Here is a 22,020-nt window from a genome sequence, read left to right on the forward strand (position 1 = left end):
CCTTCGGATTCCCGGTCGCCCGGGACACCCTTGCTTTCGGCTATAAGATTCCGGCCATTACGGCTCTTTTTGGACTTGGAGGCGTTTACCCCCGCACCATTGAGATTTACTACATGCCCGGCACACCTTTTGTTGATCCCCTACGGGGAATTAATTTCAAACCGTATTTCACGCTTCTACAGTACTTTATCTGCTATGCAGAATTCGTCGTAGACGACTTAGTGTTGTAAAATCCAAGAAACCCCATAGACTAAAATACCTCGTAGAGGTTAAGCAATCTGATGGTTGTCCAATACAAGCTGAATCTTATCGAGCTCTAAGAAACCAAATTTCAATTTTCAACTTTCAATTTTCATTTCTCCTGTTCATCCTCTTTCCGCTCAACCTCGATTGTAAAATTAGCGGCCAGGGCTGCAAGGGCTCCAATAGCTGCAAAGACAGGCGCTAAAATGGCTCCGATAAGTCCGATTGCAACCGGAATCTCAAGATAAGTTTCTCCCTTTTCATTTTTGATAATGATCTTCCTGACATTGCCTTCGTGGATCAATTCCTTGATCTTTGCCAATAGTTCTTCTCCGGTAACTTTGAATTCCGATTTATTTTGTGTTTCCATGATAAATATTTTTAACCAATTTTGTTATTGATCAAAATTAAGCATTTATCGGTGGCTGGTTCCTGATTTTGATGTATATTTGATCTGAATCATTTCCAAATTCAATATTGATATGAAAAGGATACTAGTGCCTGTTGATTTTTCGCCACATACCGACATATCCTGCCAATATGCCCTGGTAATTGCAAAAGCTACCGGAGCTGAAATTACCTTGTTTTATTCATTTTTCGACCAGTTGTATTTTTCTGACGGGGGATTTAATACCGGTTTTGAGTCAGGGATTATGCTGACAGATGAAATTATACTCGATTTCCATCAACAAAAAGAATCGAGGCTCAAGGAAATGGCTGATGAATTAAATTCCAACCTTTCACGATCGGGGTTTTCAAAGGTCAAAGTCAATTACCAGATGGGAAGCGGCGACCCGGAAGTGCAAATCCTTCAGGCTATTCAGCAACTTGATCCCGACCTTATCATCATGGGTTCCAGTGGTATGGGTAAGAAAAGGCTGCTATCAGGATCGGTGGCGCGCCGGATCATTGATAATACAAAAATCCCTGTTATCGCTGTGCCTGGGCTGGAAGAAACTCCTTCGATCAGCAACGTGGCTTACATGACTACCTTCGACCCGGCTGACTGTGATGCTATTCTTGAAATTGACACTGTCCTTTCGCCTTTCCACGTGAATATTTTCTGTCTGCATTTATTGAAAGATGATGATAATGTCGAGGCAAAGCAGGAAATTAAAAATCTCACTGAAAACCATACACTTAAAAAGCTGGAAGGGAGGATATCTTTTCACATTCTTGATAATAATCGCCAACAAGAGACACTTGGGAATTTCCTTGAAGAGCATAAAATTGATCTGATCGCCTTCATCCCCCATAAACGAAACATCCTTAAAAATATATTCTATCAGGGCATTACAAAGGAAGATCTTTTTCTTACCCGCATTCCAATCATGGCTGTCAGACCAATCCAATAGCACGTAAAGTTGACAGATGCCCGATCCAATCAAATCCGACATTACCATCATTGGCGCAGGACCGGCAGGTACATCAGCGGCTTTAGCGCTCGCTAAAAAGGGTATCCCCTGCCTGCTTATCGATAAATATCAATTTCCACGTGAGAAAATCTGCGGTGATGGCTTGAGTGGCAAAGTGATCAGCACCCTGAACAAGATCGATCCTGATTATGTTTCCGGGCTCAGCCAATCAAGTTTCGCATCCAGTTCCAGGGCTGTGCGTTTCTATTCACCTGATCTGAAAATGATAGAGTTATCTTTTAAATCAGATCATTTCTTTCTCCCCACAGGTTATGTTTGCAAAAGAATTGATTTCGATCATTTTCTGCTAAAGAAGGCCCTAAGTTTTTCCACAGTTAACTCTGAAGCAGGAATCCATATTGAAAAACTAATCCGGAAAGACGGTACGATTATCCTGGAAGATACGGATGGCAGATGTATTGCAGAAACACGCATGGTCCTTCTTGCTGCAGGTGCCGACAGAAAGCTGATCCAACAACTGGATCCTTCTTACCCTGGCCAGGTTGAAGAAGGAATAGGCATAAGAGGATATTTTGATAATGTAACAGGCACCGATCAGCAAAATGCCATTGAGATACATTTTTTAAAAGAGCTTCTCCCTTGGTATTTATGGATTTTCCCCTTTCAAGACGGCTCAGCCAATGTCGGCCTTGCATTACCCAAGCCCTTGGCCAGAAATAATCCGCGCAGCCTGAAAGAATTGCTTTTCCATCTAATTGAAAAATATCCTCACTTGCAAGTTCGGTTCGATAATGCAAAACTTAATGGCAAGATTGAGGCGAACAGGCTGCCTTTTTATACCGGCCCTTTGCGGATCGCAGGAGATAACTATTTATTGCTCGGTGATGCCGCCCGGCTGATAGATCCCTTTACAGGCGAAGGTATCGGTAATGCAATGGTCAGCGGTTACATTGCCGCAGAAATCGCTTCGGATTGCCTTGATAAAAATAATTTCAGCTACTTGAATTCCAAAAACTACCAGCAGGTAATCTATAAAAAGCTGGGCGCCGAATTAAATTTAGGACTGAAATTACAAAGTCTCGCCCGTAAGAAACGGTTACTGAACCTTGTCATTGGCAGAGCTTCCCGTCATGAAAATACACGGGAGTTGCTTTCGGAAATGGTTTATAGCAATAAAGAGAAAAAAAAACTTAGCAAGACATTATTTTATCTTAAATTGTTACTTGGGTTATAATACCTGTCCATGATAGCTTCATGATTTGTATTTTTGCCTTTGATATTCAACCTGAGACAGATGAAACTATCCGTTGTCATTGTCAACTATAACGTTAAATACTTCCTCGAGCAATGCCTGCATTCAGTTCGCCGCGCCAGCGAAGGCCTGCAAACGGAAGTTTTCGTCGTTGACAATAACTCTGTCGACGGATCGGTCAAAATGGTCCGGGGAAGGTTCCCTGAAGTTACCCTAATCGAGAACAAGGAAAATACAGGTTACTCAAAAGCCAACAACCAGGCTATTAAAAAGTCAACCGGGGATTATGTTCTCTTGCTGAACCCCGACACTGTTGTCGAAAGTGATACTTTTTCCAGGATCCTGTTGTTTATGGATACCCACCCGGATGCCGGCGGCCTCGGAGTAAAAATGATTGACGGAAAAGGCAATTTCCTGCCGGAATCAAAACGCGGGCTTCCAACTCCTTCCGTGGCTTTTTACAAGATCTTCGGAATATCAAGGTTCTTCCCGAAATCCAAAGTTTTCGGTAAATACCATCTCGGTTACCTGGATAAAGACCAGATAAATCCTGTCGAGATTTTAAACGGCGCATTTATGCTGCTGAGAAAAACAGTCCTCGATAAAATTGGTCTGCTCGACGAGACTTTTTTTATGTATGGGGAAGACATCGATCTGTCATACAGGATACTTAAAGCCGGTTTTCAGAATTATTATTATCCCGAAACACGTATCATTCATTATAAAGGGGAAAGCACGAAGAAAGGAAGCATTAATTATGTCATTCTTTTCTATAATGCGATGATCATTTTTGCCAGGAAACATTTCACCTCCAAAAGAGCAAGGATGTTTTCTTTCCTGATCCACCTGGCTATTTACTTCAGGGCATTCCTGGCGATTTTCAACCGTTTCTTATCCAGGGCTTTGCTGCCTTTATTTGATGCCATCCTGATCTATGGCGGGATGTTCTTCATCATCAATTACTGGGAAGAACACGTGATTTTCCGCCAGGGGGGAGGATATCCGCCCGGATTCTTTACCATGGCGGTGCCTGGCTACGTACTTGTCTGGTTAATATCAGGCTATTTCAACGGAACTTATGATAAACCGGTAAAATTCTCCAGGATATTCAGAGGCATTTTACTTGGTACGATCATCATCCTGGTGGCTTATGCGTTGCTGCCTGAAAACCTTAGGTTTTCCAGGGCTATTATTCTCTTAGGATCTGTCTGGGCCATTATGGTGATGTCAGCCACCAGGACCGTTTTTCATTTGGCAAAGTTCCGCAATATCCAGTTTGGACCGATGAGAAACCGGCGGTTTGTGATCATAGGTGACCGCGATGAAGCTAAAAGAGTTTGGGAACTGTTGCAAAGCTCATATGGCAACCCTGGCTTTATCGGACTGATCTCGGTCGCAGCAAGGGAGCAAAAAAATGATGGTTTTATCGGTTCATTGTCGCAAGTCAATGAAATAATCAGGGTTTACAGGATAGATGAGGTCATTTTCTGCTCCAAAAGCATGAGCCACCAGGCAATCATCGACCAGATGTCATCTTTGCAGGACCTGAATGTTGATTTTAAAATCGCCCCGGAAGACAGCCTTTCAATCATAGGAAGCAATTCGATCAATACTGCCGGCGATCTATACACGGTCAATCTCAATGCTATTACGAATGTTGAAAATAAAAGGAACAAACGCCTGCTTGACCTGGCTGCCTGTATTGGTGTAATCTTAATGTTACCCTTGCTGGTATTCCTTGTAAACAAGCCATGGGGATTGATCAGGAACATTTTTCTGGTTGCGGTATCCTTATGCTCCTGGGTAGGTTATATCCGTGACGAACACTATGATATGGAGCGGCTTCCCCATATCCGCAAAGGGATCCTGAACCCGTTAGATGCCTTTGGGAAGGATAATATATCTGAAGAGATCAAGCGAAGGCTTAATTTTATCTACGCCCGTGATTACAGCACAAACAGCGACCTGAACATCATCGTGAAAGGTTTCAGGAACCTGGGCAGGAAAAGTTGATGAGCAGGCAAACAATTCAGAACGATTCTTTGTTAATTTAAATGATTACTTTTGCAGGCGCTTACCAGCAAGGCAAAAAAGCGCTCTCGAACCAAAATAAATCTTCATGGCCAGATTTGAAATAATAATGCCCAAGTTAGGCGAAAGTATCATAGAGGCAACCATTATCAAATGGTTGAAAAGCAAGGGTGACCAAGTCTCCGAAGATGACGCACTCGCTGAAATAGCCACAGATAAGATTGATTCGGAGATTCCCTCACCGGTTGAAGGGATTCTTGAAGAAGTACTATTTAAAGAAGGCGATGTCGTTCCGGTCGGAAAAGTCATTGCCATTATTGATATGGGAGGTGAAGCAACCCCGAAGGATGAAACAACAGTTGAGAAATTCTATTCCCCTTTAGTAAAAAGTATTGCGAAAAAGGAAAATATATCCATTCGGGAACTCGATGGGATTGCAGGGACTGGTAAAGATGGCAGGGTTACCAAGCAGGATATCCTTGACTACCTTCAGCATAAGCCTGACGCTGGTATTGCGGCACCGGCAGGAATAACTGCATCGAAACCGGCTCCCGTATATGAAACTCCAAAGGTTGTAATGGAAAGCGGTGATGAATTATTTGAGATGGACCGGATGAGACGATTGATCGCCGACCACATGGTAATGTCGAAACATGTTTCCCCTCATGTGACATCATTTATCGATGTCGATGTAAGCAACATCGTAACCTGGAGGGAAAAAACAAAAGACAGTTTCTTTGCACGTGAGAAAGAAAAACTTACTTACACACATATCTTCATTGAAGCATCAGCGCTGGCACTCAAAGAATTTCCCAGGGTGAACGCTTCGGTGGACGGATACAACATCATACATCGCAAGAAGGTCAATATTGGCATGGCTACCGCTTTGCCAAACGGAAACCTGATTGTTCCGGTGATCAAAAATGCCGACCAGAAGAGTCTTTTCGGAATCATCAAAGATGTGAACGACTTAGCTGACAGGGCTCGAAAAAACAGCCTTATCCCGGATGAAATCCAGGGAGGCACATTCACGGTTACGAACTTTGGCACCTTCGACAGTTTAACCGGCACCCCGATCATTAACCAGCCCCAGGTAGCGATCCTTGGCATCGGCGCCATCAGAAAAAAGCCGGTTGTCATAGAAACACCGCAGGGAGACCTTATCGGCATCAGGCACATCATGATCCTTTCGCTGGCTTATGATCACCGTGTCGTCGACGGTGCACTCGGCGGCATGTTCCTGAAGAAGATGAAAGAAATATTAGAAAACTGGGACATAAACAGGAACCTGTAAAGTGCAAAGTGCAAAGTGCAAAGTGCAAAGTTTAAGATTATTCAACCACTACCTACTAACCATTAACCAATAACAATAAATCTCCTTTCATGGAACTAAGCCTATCCCGCCCACTTGCCATTTTCGACCTCGAAACAACCGGACTCAATGTCGCGACAGACCGAATTGTCGAAATTTCTGTCGTTAAAATAATGCCTGAAGGTAAACAGGAAGTGTTTACACAGCGCCTGAACCCCGGAATACCCATTTCCAAGGAATCGACAATGATCCACGGTATTTCCGACCTTGATGTGAAAGACTGTCCGTCTTTTAGCTCAATTGCTCCGGATTTAGAGAAATTTCTTGACCAGGCTGACCTTTCAGGTTATAATGCCATCAAATTTGACATTCCTCTGCTTGTCGAGGAATTCCTGCGTGTTGGCATAGATTTTTCTTTGATGGACCGCCATATTGTTGATGTCCAGAATATTTTTCACAAGATGGAACCGCGCAATCTCAAAGCTGCCTATAAGTTCTACTGTCATAAAGACCTGGAAATGGCACATTCTGCCGAAACTGATGCAATGGCCACATACGAAGTCCTTAAAGCCCAGCTTGATATGTACAAAGGACAGGAATACATCAACCCCGATGGTATCACAAGTCAGCCTGTGCAAAACAATGTCAAAGACTTACATGATTTTTCCTTTTATACACAAAATGTCGATCTGGTTGGTCATATCGTGTTTAATGAGAAGCAGCAGGAAATCCTTAATTTCGGCAAATATAAAGGACGACCTATCGAGGATGTCTTCCGGAAAGAGCCATCCTATTATGATTGGATGATGAAAAGCCAGTTCCCGCTGTCTACTAAGAGGGTTATACAGGCTATCTGGAAGAGGATGGGGAAATAATTAATAATTAAAAATTCCCAACCATTAACCATAACCATTAACCACTAACCAATGACTTTCCCTTCCATTGACCAGATCCCTGAAAGATTCCGCCTTAATGAGCCTGTTTTCCAAAGTGATTATCTTATCAACGGCGAGCTATTAAGTTGGAATGGCCCTTATCAGAAAGTTTTTTCGCCGGTATGCATTCAAGATAATTCAGGAAATATTTCCCCGTATCTGATTGGAGAGTACCCACTGATGACAGCCAATGAATCGTGCCTGGCCCTTGAATCCGCTGTTAAGGCTTTTGATCACGGCCGTGGTTGCTGGCCTACTTTATCTGTCGAAGACAGGATAGCGCACCTGGAGGATTTCATGTTCAGGATGAAAGAACGGAGGGAAAGCGTCATCAACCTGTTGATGTGGGAAATCGGCAAGACATACAATGATTCAGCAAAAGAATTTGACCGGACGGTTGAATATATCCGTGATACCATTGAAGCCGTTAAGGAGCTGGACCGCAACTCTTCACGCTTCCAGATCGAGCAGGGAATCATCGGCCAGGTGAGGCGGTCGCCACTGGGTGTTGTACTTTGCATGGGGCCCTATAATTATCCCTTGAATGAGACTTTCACCACCCTTATTCCGGCCCTGATCATGGGCAATACGGTTATTTTCAAACCGCCAAAATATGGTGTTTTGTTGCACCATCCCCTGTTAAAAGCTTTCCGGGATGCTTTCCCCCCCGGGGTAGTGAACACGGTTTACGGGCATGGTTCAGACGTGGTTGGCCCTTTGATGGAGTCAGGACAGATCGATGTGCTCGCATTTATCGGGACCAGCCGGGTGGCCAGCATTCTTAAAAAGCAACATCCTAAGCCACACAGGCTTCGCAGTGTACTGGGGCTGGAAGCTAAAAACCCGGCCATCATCCTCCCTGATGCCTATCTGGACCTTGCGGTTATGGAATGCCTGCTGGGAGGCCTATCATATAATGGCCAGCGATGCACAGCGCTGAAAATCATCTTCGTACATAAATCCATCGCAAAGGAATTTAACCTAAAGATGGCAGCAGGGATAGCCGGTTTGAAAAGCGGGATGCCCTGGGAAGAAAACATACAGATTACTCCACTACCCGAAGCCGGTAAAACAGACTACCTCACAGAACTGGTCAAAGATGCGGTTTCAAAAGGGGCCAAAATATTAAATCCTTCCGGCGGACAAGTCTTCCATACTTTCTTCACGCCTGCCATTTTATACCCGGTCAGCAATGACATGAGAATATGGTCTGAAGAGCAATTTGGCCCCATTGTGCCCATAGTTCCTTTCCATGATATACAGGAAACACTGGATTACGTAACTTCCTCCAATTACGGTCAGCAGATCAGTATTTTCGGAAAAGATGCAGATGACATCTCAAAACTGATCGATCCGCTGGTCAACCAGGTCTGCCGGCTGAATATCAACAGCCAGTGCCAACGGGGGCCTGATTCCTTCCCATTTACCGGAAGGAAAGATTCTGCGGAAGGCACCCTTTCAGTTTCTGATGCACTGAGGGTATTCTCCATCCGTAGCCTTGTTGCAGCAAAAAGCAATGACCTCAACAAGCAAATCATCACCACTATCGTAAAAGAAGACAAGTCGAACTTTTTATCGACGGATTTCATATTTTAGTACCATGAAAATCATCTGTATCGGCCGAAATTATGTGGAACATGCCCGTGAGCTTAGTAATCCGCTACCTGATAATCCCGTATTCTTTCTTAAGCCTGATACAGCCCTGGTGATCAGGAACCGTCCGTTTTATTATCCGGATTTCTCTAAAGATATTCATTATGAGACTGAGTTGGTTCTGAAAATTTGCAAAGTCGGCAAATCAATACCTGAAAAGTATGCACAGGATTATTATGACCAGATCGGCCTCGGATTCGATTTTACCGCCCGTGACCTTCAGCAGAAATGCAAAGAAAAAGGCCTCCCCTGGGAAATAGCCAAGGGTTTCGATTACTCGGCACCTATCAGTCCTGAATTCGTCCTCAAAGAAAATATGCCTGATCTGAAAAACATCAGCTTTCACCTCGAATTGAACGGGAAAAGAGTCCAGGAGGGCCATTCTGATGAAATGATCTTTTCGTTCGAAAAGATTATTGCTTATGTTTCACAATTCATGACCCTTCGAACGGGAGACCTCATTTTCACCGGCACTCCTGCCGGTGTTGGCCCGGTAGAGATCGGCGACAAGCTTGAAGCCTATCTTGAAGGAAATCTTATGCTGACATGCAACATCAAGTAGGTAAAGCAAGGTATTCTATCTCTGTCTTTATAATTCTCGTCACTATTGCCTGGATTTATACCTGGTTAAGGGCAATTTTTATTCCTTTCCAGAGTGACGAAGCAGCCACTTTTTTCATGTACATCCAGCCTGGGAAGCTCTTTCCACCCTTTTCGACCATTGATGCAAATAATCACATACTTAATTCGATCTTTACATGGGTATCCTTTAAGATTTTCGGTTCATCTCCCCTGGCGCTCCGGCTGCCTAATGTCCTCACCACACTGGTTTATTTCTTTTTCATCTTTAAACTTTCCAGGCTATTGAACTGGAATTTCGCAAAATGGGGGTTTATACTTCTGTCTGCCGGCACCCATTTTCTTCTCGAATTTTTCAGCTATTCCAGGGGTTATGGCCTTTCAATCGCATTGATGACCGGAGCGCTCTATGAACTTATCAATCTTATCAAAGAAACCAGGCTGAAGCCGGTCATCCTGGCAGTGCTGTATTCAATTTTGGCAACAGCGGCAAACCTCAACCTGATCTTCATCAGCCTGTCGATACATATTTTCATTTTAGCGCTGCTGCTTTTCAAATTAAAATCTCTTCAGAAAAAAACAGTCATAACCTCAATCTTATTCGTTTTCCTTGCCGGAGGATTATCCTCACTTTATTTTATATTCTATTCATTTCAGGTCCGCGAAGCAGCAGGCTTTTATTACGGATCATCCGCCGGTTTTTTCAAAGTAACTGTTGAATCACTGGCAGCAATGATTTCAGGCCGGTTTAAAATTATAATTGAAAGTTTGGCCGTTTTTTCATTTGCAATTGTCGTTTTTGGTACGTTGGTTGTGCTGATAACGAAGAAAGAACGTCATTATCTTCCGAAAGGGCACGCTATTTTTCCTGCATTGCTCCTTATCAGCTGGATTGGTTCATTGCTTTTATACTATTTCTGGAATGTTAATTTTCAGGAGGACCGGGCTGCCATGCACCTTGTACCACTTTTTTACGCGATGGTATTTTTTGCCCTGGATAGTTTGCCAGCTGCTTTCAGGCGATATACCCTGATTGCAGTAATCCCTTTTGTATTTATCCTGGTTTATTCCATAGAGCAGGTCAGCTTAAAGAAATCGGTATATGGAAACAGCCAGCAAGTGCCTCCTGCATTTTTTCAGTATATAAAAGATGATGCAAGCCGAAAGCCATTCCCCCCGGTCGTTTCTTCCTACCAGGCACGCCGACAGGGCTGGGCATTTATGAATTACCGTTCAGGCGGTTTATTGAATCCTCTGACTTGGAAAGCTTTTCCAAATCCAAGCGCTGATTTTCTCATTCACGAATTCCCACTTCCGGATTCTATCAGAGGCTTATTTGAGCCAATATTAACGGACCAAAGCACGCAAACAGCATTATACCGGAAGATCGCCGGACCGGATTTCATTTCATTCCAAACACTTACACTAGAAAATCCAATCCATGGGCAAGGAGAATACTACAATTTGTTTGAAATCTCTTCTGACAGTATAAAAGGCAAGAGCCTCCGGCTTGAAACGGAGCTTACTTTGGAAAGTCCAAAAAAAACATTGCAAGCAGCCGTTGTTGTTGAAGTATTTGATGAAAACCGGAATACCCTGGCTTATGAAGCCATTGACCTTGATCATCTGCACCCTGTTTGGGATCAGCATAATCACTTATTCCGCCATGTTATGATCATCCACGATATTCCACAAGAGAGCAAAACGATACTTATATATTTATGGAACAAGGAAAAAGTACGCATTGCTATTTATGAAGGCTACACGATTTTTAAAATCACGAATTGACATTTCCTATGTATGAGCCTGAGCTATATGGACAATTAAACTGGTTAAAGCAAGGGGCGTAATCAAATCTCATAAACCTAAACAAAAGGTTCAACAGGACTGTAATAAACCCAATGATAACCTTTATGAGTGGCTCAGCGATGATGACAAAGAAAACATGCCCGCTCAGATCAAACGAAATAACGACCCAATGGTTGCCATGGGTGTTCCCGCCGGTAACTGCAAACTGATTCCGTTGGGATACGATAGGACGATGGGGTGTGAGAACCCATGCCTGGTAATAGAACCTTTTCCAGTGCGTACAGTAATAAAACATGGTTGATCACTTTGTGCCTGCTGCCGGTACTTCTTCTGCCAATAATAAAAACAGTTGACAGAGATACTATGCTGACGGCAAAATTCTTTCCGGTTAACATTGCTTTGATATAATTCTTCGATCAGGGCAAACATCTTTACCTGCAAATTTTCAGATCTGCTCATAAGTTTGTAGATTTGATGCTGGCAAAGGTAGGTGGCGAATCATCAAGGGTCAAGATGCATCAGACCGAAGGGTTACGAAAAAACAGAAGAATTTTTAGAAGATTACAATAGTCTGAAAATTTCAGGTTCAGTATTACTTTGATTTACTTGAGAAAATGTATTTGTATATCTTGAATTCTTTTTTACTAGTATCGAAAAAGGGATTGGCATAAATTACGCCGTTGATGATTGTTATAATTTTAAATTTAGGTGGAAGTGGAATATCCTGAACTAAATTAAAATCATTTTTGATGTTATAAACTTGCAAATATCTTTTTCTATTATTAATTAATTCATCTTGTGCATTTAGGCGTTCTCTTTGGTCAATAATTCCTTTTGTAGTATCTTTAGAAGGGTTACTATACAACCTATATAAAGTTTCATTATCGCAATAGACATTTTCGTACATTAGAGAATTAAGTTTAGCTTCATTTAGTTGAATTGATATTTCCGGTCGGGTTTCCTTTAAATTATTCAGGGTGACTATACTGTCATTTGATTCAAGCCAACCTCCCGGCATGCCAAAACTTCTTATCATGTTTCCGGAGATTGCACATTGATTAATTAAATAAGTGGCACTTTCGGCATAATATATGCTCATAGATTTTGAATCATAACTCCAATTCAGATTATCCATATGGGGGAGAAATTCGGTTTCCCAATATATATGATCTCTCAGACCTATTACTCTTTGTATGCTTATTGAAGAAGTATCAGATATGGCTTTTACTTCAGAATTTAATAGCCCAGATATATCATAAATAGCAAAAAGTCCAGGGCTTTTATAATAGTCAGTCATCACCCATCTTTGTTCATTGCCAATTAAATCCTCAGGGATAACAGATATTGGAAGGATAAATATTTTATTTTCTAAATCTGCAAAAAATTGAGGATTTGCACCCCATTTTTTATTTATCAGTCCATCATCAACATTTACATTTAATTTACCAGAGTTTTTATATCCCTTATAATCATAATAATATAATCTTATTGTTTTTAAAAAGAATAAGAAATTATTTGAAGTTTGAAATGATTCAACAAGTAAAGGACTATTATCAGAAAACTTATGAATGAAAATTTTCGCTAAAAATTTTCCGTCCAAATCATATTTGTATAAATAGCAAGAACTATAATCAAATAATGTAATAAACTCATGATCAACTTCTACAAAAAAAGATGAATATTCACTATTAAATTCACTATTGAATAAAGTGCATGAATCTATTTTTAATAATTCAATATTTTTTGTGAGTACTTCATTTTTCGTATAACTTTGTTGCAAGTAAGCCTGATTTAACATAAGGAATGCTATAAAGAAGATGCTTTGCATTATAACCAAAACTATTTTGTGATGTTTAAAGAAATAATCTTTCCTAAATTGTTATAGTAATATTTGAAAACGCTAATATGTTATTAACATTGGATAATAAGCAATTGGACACTCCATTTGACAGTCCCCATCCGGCTTTGGTAGGCCACAATTCCCTGAACCACCTGGATAATCATCCCAATCACACCAATCCGGATTACCAATTTGTGATGGACGGCATACACATGTGTATTCTTCACCTGGCTGACAAATTAATGCAACAATATTTCTATTAAACTGCTCATTCTCAAGATCCAGGCTTACGCTAATATACCAAGTAGGTCGATCAAAAACTTTATCACAACCTTGAAAAGTAACATTTAAGCTATCGGCTATTGCATATGTTGGAATGTCGCTTGGTATATAAAATTGAGAAATAGCAACAAATCTAACATCAATTCCATTCCATGAGCCATGATCGAAATATACCGTACCCAGGGTAGGCATAAATATTTTCGGAATGAATGTAATATTATCAATTACAAATGAATTTATAATATTTTCCAGGGAATCACACATACTATGAGTACCACCCATTTTTAATAATGATTCTCTCAATATTGAATCCAAATTCTCATTATTTGCATTGTAAATATCATTAAGAGTGCTAATTGTTACCGCATACTCTTTTAATACATTTCGTTTTAATGATTCATTAACAACAAGATTTTTAAAAACCGAATCATTCATCATTCCTACAAGACTCTTGGCAATTAAGTTTAAATGATCCTGTATAATTGACTTATTATTTAATAGAGTAGTATGAACGTACGCTGTGTCAATTTTTAACATTAAATTATTTGATGATTTATCATTGTTGGATTGTTCATGATTTTCTTTAATGCAACCAAATTCAAGAAATATGGTGGCAATAAGGAGTAAAATAAAGATATACTTTTTCATAAGGATAAAATTTAATGGTGATTATTAAGAAACTTTCTCAAATAACTCTAATTCAATAGCTTAATTTTAACTAATAAAATGACTTTTAAGGAATAAAGATTATACTGCAACACTAAATGAGAATAAATTAAACAAGGAAATGTCAAGAACAACCTTTTAATTATCTTTTCTCTTAACACATCAAATATAGCTCAATATATTTATAAAAGCAATAGAGGTAGTTAATTTATATTTATTACTAATAATCACTAGCGTTGCGTCTTAGTTAAAACATTTTCAATTGATTATAAAATTGTTCTTTGACATCTTGATTTTCTTCGTTTATAAATAGTTATTTGATCTGTGTTCTATTGAAGGCTGAAAGGCTTATCATTTGCATGATTTCGTACAATAAATGTTGCAAATTCAGTTTCTTTTTAGCAATGATGACGATCAAATAGGTCGAAATAGCGATCCAAACCTGTGTCCTGACACCATTTTCGCTTTGGCCCCAAAATGTTTGAATTTTAAGATGCTGCTTTACCCATTTGAAAATGTTCCGATACCCTAAAGGAATCTTATTATTCACCCGCAAATATAGGAAATAAATTCAGTGATATCAATAGGTAAGCTTAATATAGACAGATTCTAAATATTAACATACTTTAGATGTTTCCAAGTTGAAAATCCAATGGAATAAAAAACGATCAAATCTCCTAATCCAAAACAAAAGTATCTAAATTTTACCCCGATTTTAACTCCAACTACACACAAAACAATTTCCTTCAATGGATTAAATGAAAAACCATGAAAAAATTTGGATATTTTCATTCTTCCAAAAATCCCAGTATCTAAATTTTTTTGAATGTCTAAATAAAAATGACCTCCTCAACCACTTTGCACCCTGCTTCAGCATTGAGGTTTTCTATTATAGTCGAGCTTTGATAGGTTAGTTCATTTTTTAAAGCCGGAGAGTCGATTTTCACGAAAAGCTTTCCATTCTTTATATAAAGGTCTTTAGTGTGACGGGCTATCATCTCCCCGACCACTTTTTCCCAGGAATGGATAACTTTCACCTCATTTAACTTCCCTTCAAGACGGTAAGTCTCGATAAGCTCTTTAAGCACCTCCCTGATTGGCCTGTCACTATTAATTTTCATAATGGCTCTACCTTTCCTTCCCTGATTTCAAATATCCTGTGATTAATATCAACTTCTTCAAACAATTTCTCAATCCTTGACCGTTGTGTATCTGTGATAAAAACTTGTCCGAAACTATTTTCGCTCACAAGACGAATGATCTGGTGCACACGATTTTCATCGAGTTTGTCAAAGATATCATCAAAAAGTAAGATTGGCTTAAAACCTTTAATGTCGCGTGTGTAATCAAACTGCGCCAGTTTTATGGCCACCACAAAAGATTTCTGCTGCCCCTGCGACCCGAACTTCTTCAATGGATAATCTGAGATCATCAATTCAAGGTCATCTTTATGGATACCCTGGGTGGTAAACCTTGCCGCACGGTCTTTTTCGACAGAAACAGCCAGCAGTTGACCGAGATTCCGTTCTGAAAGCTGGGAAACATATTGAATGGCGACTTCTTCCTTTCCTTCTGAAATGAACCCGAAATAATGCCGGAAAATCGGGATAAAGTCCTTCAAAAAAGAAGTGCGCTTTTCATAGATTTTATGACCATAATCGATAAGTTGCCGGTCCCAGATTTCAAGCTTATCAGGATTAAAAGAACGGGTATCAGAGAAATGCTTTAAAAGAGCATTTCGTTGGGCGAGTGCTTTATTATAGTTGATCAGGTTATCAAGATAGGTCTTGTCGAATTGCGCGATGACTCCATCCAGGTAACGGCGCCGGATATCACTGCCTTCGTTGATCAGGTCCCGGTCGTAAGGCGAAACCATGACCAGCGGAAAAAGGCCGATATGATCGGCCAATCTTTCATATTCCTTCTGATTGAATTTAAAAAGTTTCCGTTGATCAGTTTTTTGGATACAGGAAATGACATCAGGCCTGTCACCGTTTTTCATGTAAGTACCATGGATACTGAAGAAGCTTTCGTGGTGCCTGATATTTTGAGTATCAACCGCGTTAAAATAACTTTTACAAAAAGAGAGGTAATAAATAGCATCCAGGAGGTTGGTTTTACCAGCTCCGTTATCGCCTATAAAACAATTGATCTTATCGGAGAAAGGGAGTATGGCTTCCTCATAATTTTTAAAATTTGTAATCGATAATTTCTGTAAATACATTCAAGTAAATCCATCTTATGATAATCGCATGATCTTCGTGTTCAATTGTTCAATTGTTCTATTGTTTTATTGTCCAACTGCCCAATTGTCCAATTATCTTACAGTCCTACAGTCTTACCGTCTTACAGTCTTACCTTCACTCTTTTTTACCCCCAAACCCATCCAGGTCCACCATGATTGTAATGAAATTGGGTGACCCTACCAGGTGGTAGGCTGACCGTGCATAACTGAAATGGAATTGTTTCACATGGACGCCAAAGCCCCAGGAGAACCCAATAGTGGAAAGCCTTTCCGGTACTTTCATTTCCTGCCTTCTCTGGTAATTATAAGATCCTTGCAGGCTCAGGAATTTTGCTATAGTTACTTCGCCGCCAACAATGATATGCCGCATAAGATTGTCAGCAAATTCATCGATACCGCTTATTTTATTTGGTTCACCAGTGATCGGATCGATACCGCCGGAAGGATTGACAGGATTTTCATAGCGCACATCCCATTTTTCCAGGTGGGTTAGCAATACAGATATTCTGAAAGGAATGTGCTTGAATTTTTTTGATAAGCCTCCCTGTATCTCGAAAGGCAATGGTTCATGGTTTCCGGCCCGGTACGAAACGATCTGGTAACCAATATTACGGAATATGATGGAAGCGTCGAACAGTTCATCTTTACTGAAGTAAGAACCGGCTACATCCACTGCCATGCCAAAAGAGTTATAAGACCCCAGGGAAGAATAGATGAATTTAAGATTAGATCCTATTGACCACCGAGGCGTTAGTTTCCTGCCCCAGCCGATATTTAAAGCATACTCCCCTGCATGAAAATAGCCATACTGAACCCCGGCTTCATCCGCTTCTTGGAACTTACCATAATCGATGTATTGCATGGTTCCGACAAAACTGCCGGCTTTATTGAAAGTCCTTGAATATTGGGCAAACCCGTAATTGATATCGGTAAAATAGTCAACAAAACTGAAGCCTAGCTGGTTGTCCATCTGCTCATTGATCAGCGACGGGTTGGCAAGTGTCAGGGTGATGTCATCATCGTTAATCGTGAGGAAGTTGCCACCAAGTGCAGCAATCCGGGCTGAGTTCGGAAGGTTTAGAAACTGATATGTCCCCTTTCCCCCAACTTGCCCGGCAAGCCTTGCTGAAGAAAATATCAGAACAAACAGCATAGTAGATAATAGTAGAATCTTTTTCACTCTTTGATCAATTATTGTTTCGATTAATAGTTAACGGTGAAGGATTAAAATTAGTATAAAAAAATCAATGCTCCCTGAACAAATTCAACGCTGCCCCTGCCTTAAACCACTCTATCTGGTTCTTATTATAGGTATGATTGACAGGGAATTCTTCTTTGCTGTTGTCGAAATGGTGCAGAACCAGTGTCAGCGGTTTGCCTGGGTTCATTTCTTTTAGACCCATGATATCGATAAGATCGTCTTCCCTTATTTTATCATAGTCTTGCGGGTTCGCAAAAGTAATAGCCAGCATTCCCTGCTTTTTCAGGTTGGTTTCATGAATGCGGGCAAAGGAGCGGACCAGGATGGCTTTCACATTCAGGTGGCGGGGTTCCATGGCGGCATGTTCGCGAGATGATCCTTCCCCGTAATTCTCATCCCCCACAATGATAGAACCTTTACCGGCAGCTTTATAATTCCTCGCTGTGGCCGGAACTTCACCATATTCACCGGTAAGCTGGTTTTTGACGAGATTGGTCTTACCGTTGAAATCATTTACAGCACCGATTAGCAGGTTTTTTGAAATATTGTCGAGGTGTCCGCGGTATTTGAGCCAGGGCCCGGCCATGCTGATATGGTCCGTAGTGCATTTTCCCCTGGCTTTGATGAGAAGCTTCAAACCGGTCAGATCTTTGCCATCCCATGCCGGGAAAGGATCCAATAGCTTCAGCCGGTCTGATTTCGGATCAACAACCACTTCCACCCTGCTCCCGTCTTTAGCCGGTGCCTGGTAGCCGTTGTCTTTTACGTCAAATCCCCTCACAGGAAAATCCAATCCTTTTGGCTCATCCAGTCTTACCATCTTACCATCTTCATTTTTCAGTGAATCAGTCAGCGGATTGAACTTCAGGGTGCCGGCAATGGCAAAGGCCGTCACAATCTCAGGGGAGGCGACAAAGCTGTGTGTATTGGGGTTGCCATCATTGCGCTTGGCGAAATTCCGGTTGAAGGAGGTCATGATCGAATTCTTCTCCTGTTTATCGGCATTATGCCTTGCCCATTGCCCAATGCAGGGGCCGCAAGCATTAGCCAGCACAATCCCGCCGATTTTCTCAAAAACTTCAAGGTAGCCATCCCTTTCGGCTGTGTACCTGACTTGTTCCGAACCAGGAGTGACGGTAAATGCTGATTTCGCTTTCAGTTTCTTGTCCAATGCTTGTTGTGCAATGGATGCTGCGCGGGTCATGTCTTCAAAAGATGAGTTGGTGCAGGAGCCGATTAGTCCGACTTCCAGCATTTCCGGCCAGCCATTCTTTTCCACCGCTTCGGCAAATGTGGAAACCGGGGTGGCCAGGTCCGGGGAGAATGGACCGTTGATATGCGGTTCCAGTTCTGAAAGATTTATTTCGATTACCTGGTCGAAATACCGGCCAGGATTTTCGTAAACTTCAGGGTCACCAGTGAGTTGTCCTGCGACAAAATTAGCCGCATCTGCCACTGCCGCCCTGGCGGTAGCACGAAGGTAGGCTTCCATTGTAGCATCATAACCAAACAGGGAAGTGGTAGCCCCGATCTCTGCCCCCATATTACAGATGGTTCCTTTGCCGGTACAGGATATCTCCTTTGCGCCCGGTCCGAAATATTCCACAATACAGCCTGTTCCGCCTTTCACGGTCAGAATTCCGGCAACCTTCAGAATAACATCCTTGGGAGATGTCCAGCCGCTTAATTTGCCGGTGAGCTTAACTCCTATAAGGTTTGGAAATTTCAGTTCCCAAGGCATCCCGGCCATTACATCGACTGCATCCGCACCGCCAACGCCGATGGCAATCATGCCAAGCCCTCCGGCATTGACTGTATGAGAATCAGTGCCGATCATCATGCCGCCCGGAAAAGCATAATTTTCGAGTACCACCTGGTGTATGATGCCCGCACCCGGCTTCCAGAATCCAATGCCGTACTTATTGCTCACAGAAGAGAGGAAATCGAACACTTCTTTATTTGAATCCAGCGCAACCCGGAGATCTACTTTAGCGCCGGCTTTCGCCTGGATGAGGTGGTCACAATGGACCGTGCCGGGAACGGCAACTTTTTTCTTCCCCGCCTGCATGAACTGTAACAGCGCCATCTGTGCAGTGGCATCCTGCATGGCAACCCTGTCGGGATTGAAGTTTACGTATGATTTACCCCTGCCGTAAGGTCCCTTTTCATTTTCACCAGACAAATGGGCGTAGAGGATCTTTTCTGTCAGCGTCAGCGGCCGGCCGGCTATTTTGCGTGCAATCTCAACTTTCTGAGCTATTCCGGCGTAAACGCTGCTGATCATATCGAGGTCGAACAACATTAGGTTTAAGTTTTGAGGTTTAAGTTGCCCCCTCCATGGGGTGGGGGCGAAATTGCTGCAAAGTTAAAAATTTTGAGCAAAAGAAATGTCCCCGCCTGAAGGAGATTGACCTGAGAAACTCGTCACTTTTAACGATTCTTAACACTTCAACTCGATTATGAGCGTTATTTTTGAAAATTAAAGATGCCTTGATGCTTAAAAGACTGATCTCCGCTACCTTTTGCCTTTATGCTTTAACAACATTTGCCCAGACAGGCGGTGAAGAACGAATACTGTTTGAAGGTGTAATAACTGATACAGACCATCAAGCTGTTTCTTATGCCCATATTCTTGTTAAATCGAGGAATGAAGGCGTTGTAGGCGACTATTACGGCAAATTCCGTATCGGGGTTCTGCCAGGCGACACATTAATTATATCTGCCATTTCATTCGATCATGTAATCATTTTGATACCAGCCGATATTCCATCAACAGGTTATCATTCTAAAGTTTGCATGCAAACTAAAACTGTTAATTTGAAAGAATTGGTCGTCCGTCCCTGGCCGGCAACATATCAGCAATTCAAAAAAGAGTTTATTGAGATGGAAATTGAAGACCCCTTAGCGAATCTGGATCTCCACCTTCCTTCTCCTGAAGAAATGAGAATGCTTTCTTACTCTTTAAGTGGTGGTTTTGGGATAAGGCTTCCTCTAATCAGCATTCTATATGAAAAATTCAGTAAAGAAGCCCATTCAAAGAGAACATATGCTGAAATAATGAAGAAGGAAAGTGCTGATAAAAGGTATAATAAAAATGTGGTTTCGAGGATTACTGGAATAAAAGATGAAGGTGAGATCAAAAAGTTCATTGATTTTTGCGCCCTCCAGGTTCAGTTCATCCTTGATTCATCGGATTACGAACTATATGCTGCGATAATGGACTGCTATAGTGATTTTTTCAAAACCGGAGCAGATACTGTGGCTCCCGGGGAATGAAAAGGCTGATGTCTGAAACATTTTTCATGTATCTTCGTTAATGAAACTATGAATTCAATCCGCAAAGCGATCATACTCCTGTTCCTGTTATTGCTGATCCGCCAGGCTTCGGCCGCGTACCTGCTTATCCCCATGGACGATACCCAGAAGGACCATCTCAAAGCCTACGGTATTGCTTACTGGGTTTTGACCTATGATGTGGAGATTTACTGGCTGCTGAATTACAGGGGCGGCAGTTATATGTTCCAGCATAATAAAGCTTTTGAAGATGAATGTATTATTCGTGGTGTAAGTTACGAGGTCATTGCAGATGTGCAATCAACGAATATCCTTCAGGAAATTGCTGACCCGCTGGTCAACATGGATGCAGTTAAATTACATAAAGCCCCCCGTATCGCAGTCTATTCACCGAAAAACAAACTTCCGTGGGATGATGCAGTCACGCTCGTACTGACTTATGCTGAAATCCCGTATGATATCATCTACGATACAGAAGTGATTGAGGGACTTTTGCCTATGTATGACTGGCTGCACCTCCATCACGAAGATTTCACCGGTCAGTATGGTAAGTTCTGGTCTGTTTACCGGAATTTCCCTTGGTACCAGGAAGATGTCAGGATCAATGAGGAAACAGCGCATACACTCGGATTTGAAAAAGTTTCTGAATGCAAACTGGCTGTTTCAAAAAAGATCAGAGACTATGTCCTGGGTGGTGGTTACCTGTTTGCAATGTGTTCAGCACCCGACAGCTATGATGTATCCCTCTCCGCTGATGGTGTTGATATTTGTGATATTGTTTTCGACGGTGACCCAATGGATCCCGATGCTCAGCAAAAACTCAATTACGGCAACTGCTTTGCCTTCACTAATTTTACCATCAGCACTAACCCCTACGAATACGAAATATCATCTATCGATGTAACTGATACAAGACCTAAAGACATAGAAAGAAAAGACTTCTTCACCCTATTCGATTTCTCAGCCAAATGGGATCCGATCCCCACTATGCTTTGCCAGAACCATACACAGGTCATAAAAGCTTTCATGGGACAAACGACTGCTTTTAACAAAGATCAGATCAAATCGAGTGTTTTAGTGATGGGTGAAAACAAGCCCCTTAACGAAGCAAGATATATCCATGGTGAATTTGGCAAGGGGTTCTGGACATTTTACGGCGGACATGATCCGGAAGACTATTCGCACAAAGTGGGAGACCCCCCTACTGAGCTCGAATTGTTCCCGAATTCCCCCGGCTACCGGCTCATCCTTAACAACATCCTTTTCCCTGCAGCAAGGCAGCAGAAGAGGAAAACGTAAGCC

Annotated in this window: 19 protein-coding genes and 1 pseudogene; 11 read left to right on the plus strand and 9 right to left on the minus strand. The window is 41.7% G+C overall.

Annotated features, from left to right (window positions below):
• A partial coding sequence (locus M0Q51_10060; GenBank protein ID MCK9400318.1) for a hypothetical protein occupies window positions 1-230 on the plus strand: 230 nt, incomplete at its 5' end.
• A gap of 122 nt (window positions 231-352) precedes the next feature.
• On the opposite strand, the gene M0Q51_10065 is transcribed toward M0Q51_10060, so the two are convergent.
• The gene (locus M0Q51_10065; protein ID MCK9400319.1) at window positions 353-613 is read right to left on the minus strand and encodes a DUF4342 domain-containing protein; all 261 of its coding nucleotides are present in this window, start codon (window positions 611-613) and stop codon (window positions 353-355) included.
• A 112-nt stretch (window positions 614-725) separates the two neighbouring features.
• Here M0Q51_10065 and M0Q51_10070 point away from each other — a divergent pair, with 112 nt between their 5' ends.
• The 8 genes from M0Q51_10070 (at window position 726) to M0Q51_10105 (ending at window position 11,169) form a co-directional block, all read left to right on the plus strand.
• Window positions 726-1,598: a universal stress protein gene (locus M0Q51_10070; protein ID MCK9400320.1), complete on the plus strand. Its 873-nt coding sequence runs from the start codon at window positions 726-728 to the stop codon at window positions 1,596-1,598.
• Between the two features lie 16 nt (window positions 1,599-1,614).
• Window positions 1,615-2,853, plus strand: a complete 1,239-nt coding sequence (locus M0Q51_10075) for an NAD(P)/FAD-dependent oxidoreductase (protein ID MCK9400321.1) — start codon at window positions 1,615-1,617, stop codon at window positions 2,851-2,853.
• A gap of 60 nt (window positions 2,854-2,913) precedes the next feature.
• Entirely contained in the window at window positions 2,914-4,884 is a 1,971-nt protein-coding gene (locus M0Q51_10080; GenBank protein ID MCK9400322.1) for a glycosyltransferase, read from the plus strand.
• A 106-nt stretch (window positions 4,885-4,990) separates the two neighbouring features.
• Window positions 4,991-6,196: a 2-oxo acid dehydrogenase subunit E2 gene (locus tag M0Q51_10085; GenBank protein ID MCK9400323.1), complete on the plus strand. Its 1,206-nt coding sequence runs from the start codon at window positions 4,991-4,993 to the stop codon at window positions 6,194-6,196.
• An 89-nt stretch (window positions 6,197-6,285) separates the two neighbouring features.
• Window positions 6,286-7,089, plus strand: a complete 804-nt coding sequence (locus M0Q51_10090; GenBank protein ID MCK9400324.1) for a 3'-5' exonuclease — start codon at window positions 6,286-6,288, stop codon at window positions 7,087-7,089.
• A 51-nt stretch (window positions 7,090-7,140) separates the two neighbouring features.
• Window positions 7,141-8,745 (plus strand): NADP-dependent glyceraldehyde-3-phosphate dehydrogenase, encoded by a 1,605-nt coding sequence (locus M0Q51_10095; GenBank protein ID MCK9400325.1) that lies wholly within the window; start codon window positions 7,141-7,143, stop codon window positions 8,743-8,745.
• A 4-nt stretch (window positions 8,746-8,749) separates the two neighbouring features.
• Entirely contained in the window at window positions 8,750-9,364 is a 615-nt protein-coding gene (locus M0Q51_10100) for a fumarylacetoacetate hydrolase family protein (protein MCK9400326.1), read from the plus strand.
• Window positions 9,349-11,169 (plus strand): hypothetical protein, encoded by a 1,821-nt coding sequence (locus tag M0Q51_10105; GenBank protein MCK9400327.1) that lies wholly within the window; start codon window positions 9,349-9,351, stop codon window positions 11,167-11,169. Before M0Q51_10100 ends, M0Q51_10105 begins: the two co-directional genes overlap by 16 nt.
• Before the next feature lie 165 nt (window positions 11,170-11,334).
• Here M0Q51_10105 and M0Q51_10110 read toward each other — a convergent pair whose 3' ends face one another.
• From M0Q51_10110 to M0Q51_10145, 8 genes and pseudogenes are all read right to left on the minus strand, one after another.
• Complete coding sequence (locus M0Q51_10110) at window positions 11,335-11,649, minus strand: helix-turn-helix domain containing protein (GenBank protein ID MCK9400328.1); 315 nt, start codon at window positions 11,647-11,649, stop codon at window positions 11,335-11,337.
• Between the two features lie 133 nt (window positions 11,650-11,782).
• Window positions 11,783-13,018: a hypothetical protein gene (locus M0Q51_10115; protein ID MCK9400329.1), complete on the minus strand. Its 1,236-nt coding sequence runs from the start codon at window positions 13,016-13,018 to the stop codon at window positions 11,783-11,785.
• A gap of 72 nt (window positions 13,019-13,090) precedes the next feature.
• A complete protein-coding gene (locus M0Q51_10120; protein MCK9400330.1) occupies window positions 13,091-13,960 on the minus strand; it encodes a hypothetical protein in 870 nt (289 codons plus the stop codon).
• A 427-nt stretch (window positions 13,961-14,387) separates the two neighbouring features.
• Window positions 14,388-14,492 (minus strand): annotated as a pseudogene (locus M0Q51_10125) (IS4 family transposase).
• A 316-nt stretch (window positions 14,493-14,808) separates the two neighbouring features.
• Window positions 14,809-15,099 carry a DUF721 domain-containing protein gene (locus M0Q51_10130; protein ID MCK9400331.1) on the minus strand — a complete coding sequence of 97 codons (291 nt, stop codon included), beginning with the start codon at window positions 15,097-15,099 and terminating at the stop codon, window positions 14,809-14,811.
• Window positions 15,096-16,202, minus strand: coding sequence for a DNA replication/repair protein RecF (locus tag M0Q51_10135; GenBank protein ID MCK9400332.1), 1,107 nt, complete (start codon window positions 16,200-16,202; stop codon window positions 15,096-15,098). The genes M0Q51_10130 and M0Q51_10135 overlap by 4 nt, the downstream gene beginning before the upstream one ends.
• Window positions 16,203-16,338: 136 nt before the next feature.
• A complete protein-coding gene (gene porQ / locus M0Q51_10140; GenBank protein ID MCK9400333.1) occupies window positions 16,339-17,403 on the minus strand; it encodes a type IX secretion system protein PorQ in 1,065 nt (354 codons plus the stop codon).
• A gap of 64 nt (window positions 17,404-17,467) precedes the next feature.
• Window positions 17,468-19,726, minus strand: coding sequence for an aconitate hydratase (locus M0Q51_10145; protein ID MCK9400334.1), 2,259 nt, complete (start codon window positions 19,724-19,726; stop codon window positions 17,468-17,470).
• A 191-nt stretch (window positions 19,727-19,917) separates the two neighbouring features.
• On the opposite strand from M0Q51_10145, the gene M0Q51_10150 reads away from it, so the two are divergent.
• A complete protein-coding gene (locus M0Q51_10150) occupies window positions 19,918-20,700 on the plus strand; it encodes a hypothetical protein (protein MCK9400335.1) in 783 nt (260 codons plus the stop codon).
• Between the two features lie 48 nt (window positions 20,701-20,748).
• A complete protein-coding gene (locus M0Q51_10155) occupies window positions 20,749-22,017 on the plus strand; it encodes an asparagine synthetase B (protein ID MCK9400336.1) in 1,269 nt (422 codons plus the stop codon).
• Window positions 22,018-22,020 lie beyond the last annotated feature (3 nt).

The sequence above is a fragment of the Bacteroidales bacterium genome, assembly GCA_023229505.1.
Classification (GTDB): Bacteria; Bacteroidota; Bacteroidia; order Bacteroidales; family JAGOPY01; genus JAGOPY01.